General features: G+C 33.4%; 9 protein-coding genes. 1 reads left to right on the top strand and 8 read right to left on the bottom strand.

Annotated features, from left to right (window positions below; genetic code table 11):
- Positions 1 to 42: 42 nt before the first annotated feature.
- The 8 genes from bshA to ABD011_RS09810 form a co-directional block, all read right to left on the bottom strand.
- Entirely contained in the window at positions 43 to 1,179 is a 1,137-nt protein-coding gene (bshA, locus tag ABD011_RS09845) for an N-acetyl-alpha-D-glucosaminyl L-malate synthase BshA (protein WP_343797887.1), read from the bottom strand.
- 2 nt (positions 1,180 to 1,181) lie between these two features.
- Positions 1,182 to 4,175 (bottom strand): serine hydrolase domain-containing protein, encoded by a 2,994-nt coding sequence (locus ABD011_RS09840; RefSeq protein ID WP_343797885.1) that lies wholly within the window; start codon positions 4,173 to 4,175, stop codon positions 1,182 to 1,184.
- Positions 4,176 to 4,284: 109 nt separating this feature from the next.
- Complete coding sequence (gene serB / locus ABD011_RS09835; RefSeq protein WP_131506632.1) at positions 4,285 to 5,508, bottom strand: phosphoserine phosphatase SerB; 1,224 nt, start codon at positions 5,506 to 5,508, stop codon at positions 4,285 to 4,287.
- A gap of 91 nt (positions 5,509 to 5,599) precedes the next feature.
- Positions 5,600 to 6,085, bottom strand: coding sequence for an ABC transporter ATPase (locus tag ABD011_RS09830; RefSeq protein WP_134198902.1), 486 nt, complete (start codon positions 6,083 to 6,085; stop codon positions 5,600 to 5,602).
- Between the two features lie 17 nt (positions 6,086 to 6,102).
- The gene (locus ABD011_RS09825; RefSeq protein ID WP_129760019.1) at positions 6,103 to 6,897 is read right to left on the bottom strand and encodes a (Fe-S)-binding protein; all 795 of its coding nucleotides are present in this window, start codon (positions 6,895 to 6,897) and stop codon (positions 6,103 to 6,105) included.
- 9 nt (positions 6,898 to 6,906) lie between these two features.
- Complete coding sequence (locus ABD011_RS09820) at positions 6,907 to 8,217, bottom strand: 4Fe-4S dicluster domain-containing protein (protein WP_343797881.1); 1,311 nt, start codon at positions 8,215 to 8,217, stop codon at positions 6,907 to 6,909.
- 12 nt (positions 8,218 to 8,229) lie between these two features.
- Positions 8,230 to 9,180: an MlaD family protein gene (locus tag ABD011_RS09815; RefSeq protein ID WP_129760017.1), complete on the bottom strand. Its 951-nt coding sequence runs from the start codon at positions 9,178 to 9,180 to the stop codon at positions 8,230 to 8,232.
- Between the two features lie 53 nt (positions 9,181 to 9,233).
- Positions 9,234 to 10,355, bottom strand: a complete 1,122-nt coding sequence (locus ABD011_RS09810; RefSeq protein ID WP_343797877.1) for an N-acetylmuramoyl-L-alanine amidase — start codon at positions 10,353 to 10,355, stop codon at positions 9,234 to 9,236.
- An 88-nt stretch (positions 10,356 to 10,443) separates the two neighbouring features.
- Between ABD011_RS09810 and ABD011_RS09805 the strand changes: the two genes are divergently transcribed.
- Complete coding sequence (locus ABD011_RS09805) at positions 10,444 to 13,209, top strand: putative LPS assembly protein LptD (RefSeq protein WP_343797875.1); 2,766 nt, start codon at positions 10,444 to 10,446, stop codon at positions 13,207 to 13,209.
- The last annotated feature ends 4 nt before the right edge of the window (positions 13,210 to 13,213 follow it).

Genomic DNA, 13,213 nt, shown 5'->3' with positions numbered 1-13,213 from the left:
CTTTTATAAAAAAACCACCTTGCAAAAGGTGGTTTTTCTTTTTTACAGTACCATACATTTTTGCAAGGTATCTTTATATATTGCTTCGTATTGCGGAACTATTTTATGAATATCAAACTTAGCTGCTTCTTCCCTAGCGTTTTGCTTAAATCTTGCTAAGCGTTCTTCATCACTTAAAATATGAACTGCATTTTTACTCATACTTTCCACATCATTTACATTACTTAAAAACCCTGTGACTCCTTCAATATTTACCTCTGGAATTCCACCTGTATTACTAGAAATAACAGGAACTCCAGACACCATAGCTTCAAGAGCCGCTAATCCAAAACTTTCAGTTATTGAAGGCAACAAGAACAAATCACTAAAACACAAAATTCTATCAACTTCATTACTATTACCAAAGAAAATAACCTTATCGCTTATTCCTAACTGTTCGCATAATTGTTCAGCAGGTTTACGCTCAGGACCTTCTCCTACCATCATTAGTTTAGCAGGAATTTCCTTTTGAATATTATAAAACACCTTTACAACATCAGTAATTTGCTTTACAGGTCTAAAGTTACTAATGTGGGTAATTATTTTTTCGTCTTCATTAGCCATCATACCTCGTTGACAATCGGTAAACGTATGCTTGTATTTACCAACATCAATAAAGTTTGGAATAACTTCTATATCATTTTTTATATCAAATAATCTTAAAGTGTCCTCTTTTAAACTTTCAGAAACTGACGTTACAGCATCAGATTTGTTGATACTAAATGTTACTGCAGGCTTATAAAATGGATGGTTACCAACAAGCGTAATATCTGTTCCGTGAAGGGTTGTTACAATAGGAACATAAATACCTTCTTCTTGCAACATCTTTTTAGCCATGTAAGCTGCATAAGCATGAGGAATCGCATAATGCACGTGTAGTATTTCAATACCATGAAGCTTTACCATATCTACCAACTTGCTAGATAATGCTAACTCATAAGGTTGATAATGAAACAATGGATATTCAGGTACATTTACTTCATGAAAGTGTACTTTTGTGCTTAATAATTCTAGTCGTACTGGTTGACTGTAAGTGATAAAATGTATTTCGTGACCACGTTTAGAAAGTTCTAAACCAAGTTCGGTAGCAACAACTCCACTTCCTCCAAATGTAGGATAACAAACAATTCCTATTTTCATTTTTATTCTGTAATCGCTTCGTAAATTAAACGTTGTATTTCTGTTCTAATATTTTCTCTTAAAAGCAAGTTTTTTCCAGCTCTAGGATAGGTTCTATTTGCTAAAAAGATATAAACTATTTCTTCTTCAGGATCTGCCCAAGCATAGGTTCCTGTAAACCCTGAATGTCCAAAACTTTGTAAGGATAAACAACCACAGGTTGGACCTTCTTCTCCTAATTGTGGTTTATCAAAACCAACTCCTCTTCTATTGTCTCTATGACAATAGTAACATTTATTGAACTTATCTAAAGTTTCTGTTTTAAAGTATCGCTTACCTCCATAAAAGCCTTTTTGCAAAAACATTTGCATGATTTTGGCAACATCATTAGCATTGCTGAAAATTCCTGCATGACCACCTACTCCATTTTGCATTGCTGCTCCCATGTCATGTACATAACCATGTACTTCTTGATATCTGTAATAGTCGTCAATTTCAGTAGGAACTATCTGTGAGTTACTAAAAAGTTGTGACGGATTGTATGTAGTATAATTTGCTCCCAATGATTGGTAAAAGTGTTCTTGAACTAGTTCATCTAGAGGTTTGTCATAATAGCTCTCAATATATTTCTTTAAAATATAATATGGTAAATCGCTATACCTATACCTTTGTCTTGATAGTAAATCGCTATCCTTTATGATTTTTTGTATAGAATCAGGATAATCGTGACGTAGATAAACTTCTTCTGCTACTTTAATACTAAAGTTAGGACTGTATTTTCTTCGGTAGTATTTAGCATCTGGTTTTTTTGTGACGCTATCTAATGTGGCTGCATAAAATGGAACCCAAGGTTTTAATCTTGCATAATGCGATAGCATTTCTTTTATGGTAATGTCAGATTTATTCGAACTTTTATACTCAGGTAATATTTTAGATAGTTTAGTATCTAACGATACTGCACCTTTTTCTTCTAACTCCATAAGCAATGGTAGTGTTGCCAAAATTTTGGTTAAAGAAGCTACATCATACAAATCTTCAAATTTTACTTTGTCATCTCCTTCGTATCTATGTTTTCCAAAGTTTTTGTTGTAAACCACTTTCCCTTTTCTGGCAACTAATAGCTGTATACCAGGAGTCATTTGGTTACTAATTGCATAATTAGCCACAGAATCTAGTTTTGATAACTTTTCAGAACTCATACCAACTTGCTCTGGCAAGCCATAACTTAATGACTTTATACTGTTATAAGTAATTCCGTCGCCTACTTTAAAATGAATGCCTGTAGACACAGGTAATGCGCCTTTTGCAGCAACAGCTCCAAATACTACTTGAGCAGATTTTTGCTGAGCTATAGTACTGTTTTGGTAACTCACCACAATACCTTCAATGTTTTCAACAGTATGCAAATCGATTAGCGCATAAGGACGTGCAAATACGTCTAAAATAACTTTATTGGTTCTTGCAATTTCGTACAGCCAAACCAATTCTTGATCTTTAAACTTATAGTCTTTCCAAGGCGAAGCATTAGACTTATGTAACCCAACAATTACAGTATTATAGTTTTGAAGTTTAGTAAGTAATTCATCAAGCTTTTCGGCTTTGACATGGTGTACTTTAGTGTACTTTTTTAATTCCTCATAAAACGGAGTACCATCATCATCACCAAAGCTTACATAAGCAATTTTCTTTTCATCAAGCTTTCGTAAAGGCAAGATATCTTCTTTATTACGCACAACCGTTATCGCATTCTCCATAAGGTTTTCGTACAGCAAATCATCTTTAAGTCTATTTAAGTCTTCAACCAAATTGTGGATTCCTATAGGAGAATACTTATTTAAACCAACTTTATATTTTGCCATCAATATTTTTTTCACCGAATGCGATAATCGTTCTTCAGTAATAATACTATCAGTATAAGCAGTAGCAAATAGTTTTATGGCTTGTTCAGGGTTTTCAGACATTAGCATCACATCATTACCTGCTAAAAAGGCTTTTAAATCATTTTCACCTCCTTGAGGCATTTTTGTAGTACTGTTTCCATCTATTCCTTTTTCTACATAATCAGCAACACCTTTCATCTCAAGCGCATCAGTAAAAATTAATCCTTTAAACTGAAGTGAGTCTTTTAAAATATCAGTAACAATGTGTTTAGATAATGACGAAGGATAACCTGGTCTTGGTTCTAAACTAGGTACGCTAAGATGTGCAACCATAACACTGCTTAAGCCTTCTTTTATTAGTTTTTTGTAAGGATATAGCTCTATAGAGTCAATTCGTTTTTCATCAAATGTAATCGTAGGTAATGTTTTATGTGAATCGCTTTCGGTATCACCATGACCTGGAAAATGTTTAGCGTTTGCCAATACTCCAGCACTTTGCATTCCCTTCATAAATGCTAAAGCTTTTTCGGTAACGTTATCTCTATCTTCACCAAACGAACGATTACCAATAATTGGGTTTTTAGGATTTGTATTGATATCTACAACTGGCGCAAAATTAAAATGCACTCCAAGACGTTTGTTATGCTCTCCTATTTGATAACCTGTTTTTTCAACTAATGCATTATCTCTAATAGCTCCTAGTGTCATATTCCAAGGAAATGCATAAGTAGAATCTAAACGCATGCTTAAACCCCATTCTGCATCCATACCAATTAACAACGGAACTTTAGCAGCTGCCTGCAATTCGTTATTAAGTCTAGCTTGACGCACAGGTCCTCCTTTTGAATAAATTAATCCACCTATGTGTTGGTCTTTAATAAGTTTAACTATTTTGGTTTTAGTCGCTTTATCTTGACTAGAAAACACCTGAACCATAAACAATTGTCCTAACTTTTCTTCCAAAGACATAGCATTGTAAATGCTATCAACCCATTTTTGTTGTGCTTCAACATCTTTATGAAGCAATGGATTTGTTAAATCTTGCTGTGGTAATACTTGCTGTTTCTCTTCTTGAGCACAACTTATAGTAGTAAAAGAGAGGAATATGATAGATATAAGGGAGAAAATGCATCTCATACATTAAAGTTTTTGGTATAATGAATTAAAAACTATGCCAAAATACCATTTTTGCAAAGAAGTTTGAAGGACTTTAAGATAGATTTATAAAGAAGATAATTAACAACTGTTAATCCAACAAGTCAATATGTCTATCGTGATAACCTAATAGGTACAATACACCATCCAAACCAATACTTGAAATTGAACTTTGTGCATTATTTTTCACTTTAGGTTTAGCATGAAACGCTATTCCTAAACCAGCAAGATTTAGCATTGGTAAATCATTGGCTCCATCACCAACAGCAATGGTTTGACTAATATCTATCCCTTCTTTTTCAGCCAATAACTGTAAGTATTCAGCTTTTTTATTACCATCAACTATTTCTCCAAGATAACCACCTGTTAAGACACCATCTTTAATTTCCAATTGGTTTGCAAACACGTAGTCTATGTCTAGCTTTTTTTGAAGGTAATCTCCAAAATATGTAAATCCACCTGAAAGGATTGCTGTTTTAAATCCGTAGTTATGTAGTGTATCAATTAATCGTCGTGCGCCTTTTGTAATCGGTAATCTTTCAGCAACGTCTTGTAGCACTTCTTCTCTAAGTCCTTTTAAAAGCTTCATTCGTCTTTTAAAGCTTTCATTAAAATCAATTTCACCTTGCATAGCAGATTCTGTAATGGCTTTTACTTCTTCTCCTACACCAGCAAGTTCTGCTAACTCGTCAATAACTTCAGTTTGAATTAAGGTAGAATCCATATCAAAGCACACCAAGCGTCTGTTGCGTCTAAATATATTGTCTTCCTGAAAAGCAATATCAACATCCAGTTCTTTTGAAACCTGTACAAATTTTGCTGTAAGCTCTTGCTTATCATCAATTTTTCCTCGTATTGATAATTGAATTGATGCTCTTGGGTATTCTTCTTCTTTAACTAAAGAGGTTCTCCCTGTTAAACGTTTTATAGAGTCAATGTTTAAGTTTTTATCAGAAATGATTTTGGTGACTTCTGAGATTTGTTCTGCTGCTAATCGTTCACCTAGAATAGTCACAATGTAACGGTCTTTGCCTTGAAGGTTCACCCAACTTTCATAATCTTCTAAAGAAATAGGTGTAAACTTAGCAGTGATATTAAGTTCATAAGCTTTAAAAAGTAAGTCTTTTAAAACTGCAGCCGATTTTTTTCCTGTACCTATTTCAAACAAAATACCTAAGGACAAAGTATCATGAATATTAGCTTGACCAATATCTAAAACTTTTGCACCATATTGAGCTAAAACACCTGTTAAAGCTGAAGTTAAACCTGGTTTATCTTGTCCTGAAATGTTAAGTAAAAAGATGTCGTTTGCCATTTGAACTATGTGTCTCGTTAAAAAGAGAAGTAAAAATGACTAAACTATTTGAATTATAAAAGTTTTGGCGTGTAAAAACAAGGTTAATTTTTCAATTTAAAAATCGACTATGCCAACTCTCGCTTGCAGGTACTTCCCAACTGTCTTTAAACTCAGCAATGTTAGTCACTAAATTATTAAATACAATGGTGTTTTTAGACACAGCTTTGTCTTTAGCCATCTTTTTAAAGTCCATAAGTGGCTTGTATGCTATAAACTCTCCTTGTTTGTAAGACACATTCATTTTATCCATTAAATCTACATCGTACTGCTTTTCTAATTGCTGAATAAAATGCACTGAAGCATCAATACTACACCCTGATGCTTGGTTAAAGTTTTGATTTAATGCAATTACTATAAATCGCTTATAAACAATTTTGTATCCTGATTGAAGATTGCTTCCGTGAGCAGTCCAGTTTTGAATAAACTGACTTAATTGTTCTTCTAATTGAGCAAGCTCTTCGTCGTTAAATGAACGGTTGGCTTGGTATATCCAAACTCTAGATTCGTCTGGTAATGTATCAAAATCTACTAGCATTTTTTTGTTTTAATTTATTAAAGCTCTTCGCTATTTGCTATGATTTCAACAATATCAAATACTTTAATATCAGATTCGCGTTCTTTAGCTTTAACACCATCGGTCATCATTGTATTACAATACGGACAACCTGTAGCAATTATATTCGGATTTGTTTTAAGCGCGTCTTCAGTACGTAGCACGTTAATGTCTTTATCTCCTTTTTCAGGTTCTTTAAACATTTGAGCTCCTCCAGCACCACAACATAAAGCTGTACTTCGGTTACGTTTCATTTCTACTAAATCAACACCTAAACTTTTAAGTAGGTTTCTAGGTGCTTCATACACCTCGTTAGCTCTTCCTAAATAGCAAGGGTCATGAAACGTAATACGTTTTCCGTTTAAAGTGGAGTCACTTTTTAGTTTTAATCGACCAGAACTCATCAATTCTTCAATAAATTGAGTATGATGTAATACTTCGTACACACCACCTAATTGAGGATATTCGTTTTTTAAGGTATTGTATGAATGTGGACACGCAGTTACTATGCGTTTTACTTCGTAAGCATTTAGTATTTCAATATTTGTCATTGCCTGCATTTGAAACAAGAACTCATTTCCTGCGCGTTTAGCTACGTCTCCAGTATTACTTTCTTCGGTTCCTAATACTGCAAAATCAACATTAGCTTTATGAAGTACTTTAACAAAAGCTCTTGATATTTTTTTTGCTCTATCGTCATAACTACCAGCAGATCCAACCCAAAATAAAATTTCTGGTTGTTTACCTTCTGCCATATACTCTGCCATTGTAGGCACTTTTAGTTTCTCGCTCATACCCTAATATTATTCTTCGTTAGCCCAATTTAAACGGTCCATTTGGTTATATGGCCAAGGTGCTCCATTGTTTTCAATATTGGTCATCATATTGTTAAGCTCCATTGGAGCAGCACTTTGTTCCATTACTAAATAACGTCTCATTTCTATAATAATTGATAATGGATCGATACTTACAGGACACGCTTCTGTACAAGCATTACAGGTTGTACATGCCCAAAGTTCTTCGGTAGAGATATAATCTCCTAAGAGTTGTTTTCCATCATCTTTAAATTCACCTCCATTAGCATCGATATTTTTACCAACTTCTTCTAATCGATCACGAGTATCCATCATGATTTTACGAGGCGATAATTTTTTTCCTGTTTGGTTAGCAGGACATTCGCTTGTACATCTACCACACTCAGTACATGTATAAGCATTAAGTAGTTGTACCCAGTTTAAATCTTGCACATCACTAGCACCAAACTTTGCAGGAACCTCGTCTTCTGCGCCTTCTTCAGGTGCTGCAAATGGATCTGCATTTGGGTCCATCATCATTTTAACTTCGTTAGTAACTGCTTCTAAATTGTTTAATTGTCCTTTTGGATTTACTTTTCCGTAGTAAGTGTTTGGAAATGCAAGTAAAATATGTAAATGCTTTGAATAGTATAAGTAATTAAGGAATACTAAAATTCCTAAAATATGCAGCCACCAAGCACTACGCTCTATAATATGCAATGTAGAATCTGCTAATCCAGAAAACAAAGGCGCTATGTATTGACTAATCACATTACCTGAATTCATATCTTGAAAATGAACATCGGTAGCATTCATAACCAAAAACAAAGTCATCAATACCATTTCAAAATATAAAATGAAGTTACCATCATTTTTTGGCCAACCTTTCATTTCAGATTTCCAGAAACGTTGTAGCTTAATAATATTTCTTCTAACCCAGAATATTATAACTGATACAAATACTAATGCTGCTAATACTTCAAAAGTGCCTATAAGAACACCATATAATGTTCCCATTTTTGAAAATAGGCGATGCGTTCCAAAAAGTCCATCGATAATAATTTCAAGTACTTCAATATTGATGATTACAAAGCCTACATATACAATAACGTGAAGTACACCTGCAATTGGACGTTTTACCATTTTGCTTTGCCCTAAAGCAATCATGGTCATGTTTTTCCATCGTTGTGATTTATTATCGCTTACATCAACATCTTGTCCTAGTTTGATGTTACGAATAAGTTTTTTGACATTTTTTGCAAAAAATCCTATTCCAAGAATAAGTGCTATAGCAAAAAGTATGTTTGGTATAAATTGCATAGTAGAAATAATCTAATTCATTTGTTCTTCAGTAGGTGCTTGGTAAGGGATTTCCTTTTTAGATAAAATACGTCTGTATCGTGCAGGATGTAGTTTTATATCTAATAGTAATAACTCCATTTCTTTTGAAGCGCCTTCTAAATTTTTATATAAAGCATCGTCTTTTAATAACTTACCAATAGTACCTTCACCATTATCTATACTAGCCAACACGCTATTGAGTCCGTTAACGGTTTGTTGTAAATTCTTTAAGGTTGCACCTAAATTGGCATCGGCAACTGAATCGGTTATTTTAGACAAGTTATTGGTTAAGTTTTCAGCATTGGCTAACGTACTGTTTAAACTTTCTTGATTGTCTTTTAATAATTTGTTTATGGTTTCAGACGTGCTTTTGAAAGAAGAAATGGTTTGGTTTAAACCAGCAATACTACCTCTTAAATTTGCTTTAGCTTCTTCATCAAACACATCATTTAAATTAGACAGTAACGAATCTGCACTCACCATCATAGTTTCAATTTTCTCTTGTAAAGGAGTTAAGCGCTGATTAACCAATTCAGACAAACCACCTTTAACACTAGACTCTAAATACGAGCCGCTTTTTGCTATTTCGGCATTATCAAACGCTGGTATAATTGCTACTCCTTTTCCTCCTATTAAGCCTAAATCGTATAACTGCGCTTTACTATTTTTAGAAAATTTAAAATCATTGTCAACAAGTAATTTTACCAATAATTTTCCTGATCCATCATCGGTAAAAGAAATATCTTGAACCTTACCTACACTAAAGCCATTAATGGTTACAGGCGTAGAAGGCGCAAGTCCTTCAACATTATCATAAACAGTATAATAGGTTCTTGAAGAATCTAAAAGATTTTCACCTTTTAAGTAATTGAATAAATAAATAAACAGAACAATTCCTGATATGACCAGTATAGCTGTTTTAACTTCTCTTGATATTTTCAATGTTCAGTGTGTTTGGTTACACAAAATTAATGATAAATATATAAAGAATGTTTCTAATTAGAGGTACTTTTAATGGCTTCTGAAACATCTATTTTGTTTCCGTCTTTATAAGCTACTATAAAGCAGGTAGTATAGCCTTTAGCTTTAGCTTCATTTTGAAGTCTTTGCACTTCGTTATAATCTGAAGTATAACCATAATAATATTTGTACAAGCCATCTTCCTTTTTTCTAGAGATATTATCTAGTCCCTTAAAGTTGTAAGGTTTAGGCTCTAGTTGTCTAGAACTTGCTGCTATTTGAACTTTAAACACAATATTCGGGAAGACTTCTTTAGTTTCTGATATGGTTTCGTTTTCTATAGGTGGTTGTTTATCTGGTAATTTATCAGAAAAAATACTTTCACCTACATTTAATGATAATTCATCTTTATAACTTAAAATAGCATCTCTAATACCTATAGCCATTGATGTTTGACCACCAGAAGAATTTAAAAACTTTCCTTCAGGTTTGTAGGTTAAAAAACCAACTTCAACCAATACACTTGGCATGTAAGTGTTGTGCAATACCCAAAGACTTGCTTGTTTTACACCTCTACTCTTTCTTGATAATTTCCCGGAGAAGTTATCTTCAATAAGTCTAGCTAGTTTAATGCTATTTTCAGTATACACTTCTTGGATGACACCCAAACCTATAGATGACTCAGGAGAATTAGGGTTAAACCCTTCGTAGTGTGTTTCATAGTTAGCCTCTAAGAAAATTACTTCGTTTTCTTTTTTAGCTATTTCAAAGTTTCGTTGTGTATTTGCTGCTCCTAAAACAAACGTTTCGGTACCATGAGCACTTGAGTGGTGAGAGTTACAGTGAATAGATACAAACAAATCGGCATCTGCTTTGTTTGCAATAGCAGCTCTTTCATGAAGCTCTAGAAAGACGTCTGTTTTACGTGTATAAATTACTTTTATGTCTTTATGTTTTGATAACTCCTTACCTACTTCTAAAGCAATTTTTAAAGCGATATCTTTTTCTTTATAACCACTTCCTAAATTACCAGGATCATGACCACCATGACCAGCATCTAAAACCACTACAAAATGGTCTTTATCCTTTTGAAATGCGTGTGCAGGTGTTAAATAAACTATAAATAATACGATTATGGAAAATATGTACGTTCTCATATGTGTTTAAACGGCTGACTAACTTGGTTTATTTTAATTTTTAAATTTTGGTCGAATTAACTGTAATCACAAAAAAATATATGTAATTTTGGCAATTCAAAAACCGAGCCATACTTTTACAAAAATACATTTAAAAGCATTGCGTACAAACATCTTTCAAATACTTTTTACCCTAAGTTTTACAGTGTTTATTAACACTTTGGGCTTTTCTCAAGATTTACCAAAATCTACCGAACCCATTACTCCAAAAACTGAAAGAGATACTTTGTCGCTAGTATCGGACTCTTTATTTAGTCAACCTTTAAATTTAAAAGAAAACGACTCCATTACTGCTGATAGTATTCCTAAGAAAAAAGAGTTTTTATCTGGTAAGGTTAACTATAAAGCAAAGGATTACGTATCCATAAACCAAAAGGAAAACAAAATATATCTCTATAATCAAGCTGAAGTGTATTATGAAGATATGGAAATAAAAGCTGGAGTTATTGTAATTGACTACAATAAAAATCTGGTGTATGCTGGCCGATTAAAAGACTCAACAGGATATAGTCAAGCTCCTGTGTTTAAACAAGGTCAAAATGTTGTAGAACCTGATTCTATTATCTTTAATACCGATTCTAAAAAAGCATTAATATTTAATTCCAAGACTGAACAAAGCGGAGGAATTATTATTGCTGACTTAACTAAAAAGGAAAACGACTCAGTATATTTTATACGACGCGGTAAGTTTACCACTTCAGAAAATCTTGACGATCCTGAATATTACTTTTTAATGCGTAAAGCTAAAATTGTACCTGGTAAAAAAGTGGTAACAGGTCTTACCAACATGTTTATTTATGATGTGCCACTACCTATTGGTTTGCCTTTTGCTTACTTCCCAATGACCAAAAAACAAACGTCTGGTGTTATTTTTCCTTCGTTTGGAGAACAGAATGACAGAGGGTATTTTGTACAAAATGGTGGTTACTATTTTGCTATTAATGATTATGTTGATTTAGCTGTTTTAGGGGATTATTACACTAATGGTAGTTACGGAATGCGTATAGAATCTAATTATGCGTTACGCTACAAGTTTAGAGGTAACTTGAGTTTTAGGTATGAAAACCTAATTAGTAGCGAACGAGGATTCCCTGATTATTCAAAAACTTCGGTTTACAACATAAGATGGTCACACTCACAAGATGGAAAATCTAACCCAAATTCGCGTTTTTCAGCTTCGGTAAACTTAGGTAGTAGTAGATATTATCAGCAGTCTATTAATCAGTTAAACTCGTCTAACTTTTTAAATAACACATTATCATCCTCTATTTCATATTCAAAATCTTTTCAAGGCGAGCCACAAGTAAATTTGAATATGACTGCGACACACTCGCAAAACACCAATACGCAGCAAATAAACATGACATTACCTACGTTTCAAGGCAGTGTGAGTAGAATTTATCCTTTTGAACCTAAAGTTGGAACTAAAAAAGGAATTATAGATAACATCAACTTTCAGTATAATGTAAGAGCTGAAAACAGAATTCAAACTACCGATTCGTTGTTCTTTAAAAAAGAAATGTTTGATGATGCCAAAATGGGTGTGCAACACAGTATTCCGTTAACCACAAACTTTAAAGTGTTTAAATACTTTAGTATGAGTGCCAGCACAAATTTTGAAGAAAACTGGACCTTTAATACTGTTAGAAAATACTACGATGCAGCTCTTGAGGAAGAAGTAACTATTCAAAAAAACACCTTTGATAGTTTTAGAACTTATAATTTTAGCACAAGTATTGGTACAACTATTTATGGTATGTACGATTTTACCAAAGAAGGAAAGGACACTAAAATTCAGGCGATACGACATGTTATGCGACCATCAATAAGTTATAGTATTAATCCTGCTTTTGATCAATATTATGATACTTATGAAATTGTTGCTGCAGATGGAACCACATCTAGTGAAGTAGAATACAGCAGATTTGAAGAATCTATTTTTGGATCTCCTAATAAGAACTACGCAAGCTCAATGGGAATATCTCTTTCCAACAACCTTGAAGCTAAAGTAAGAGATAAAGATTCAACAAAAACAGAACCTAAAAAGATAGTATTACTTAACAACCTTAACTTTTCTACGTCTTATAATTTTGCAGCAGACTCTATGAAATTGAGTCCTATACGTATGTCTGGTGGTACTCAAATATTCGATAATAAAATGAGTATTAACTTTGGTGCAACGTTTGATCCTTATGCGTTAAACAATAACAATCAAAGAATAGATAAACTCAATATCAATAATGGCGGAAGCTTGTTTAGGTTAACTTCAGCTAGTGTAAACATGAGTTATAGCCTTTCAAACAAGAGTTTTTCAGGAAAAGGTGATGATGATAATTCAGACGATAGAGCTATACAAGAGTCCATAAGAAGTGGTGGTCGTGCCGATGACCTTTTTGGGAAACCTGAAGATTTTGCAGACCAACGTTTAACTGATGATGACAGAGAAGACAGAGATGAAAAACCAAGTGAATTATACAATTATGTCATCCCTTGGAACTTGCGTTTAGCCTATGCTGTAAACTACTCTAACTCTGCAAGACAAAACGAAATATCATCACACTCGTTAATGTTTTCTGGTGATGTAGAAATTTCTCCTAGATGGACCGTTGGTGCATCGTCTGGTTATGACTTTAAAAACAACGGATTTACTTATACGCAATTAAGATTTGAAAGAGATTTATTGAGTTGGCGAATGAACTTTAGCTGGATTCCTTTTAGCACAAGAAGTTCATGGAATTTCTTTATTGGTATAAAATCGAGCTTACTTAAAGACCTTAAATACGATAAGCGTAAACAAGCAGACCAACAATTATAATAAC

It is taken from the genome of Gaetbulibacter jejuensis (genome assembly GCF_039524015.1).
GTDB lineage: Bacteria > Bacteroidota > Bacteroidia > Flavobacteriales > Flavobacteriaceae > Gaetbulibacter_B > Gaetbulibacter_B jejuensis.
Note: the sequence above shows the minus strand (reverse complement) of the source record. Positions and strands in the feature narration are given on the sequence as shown.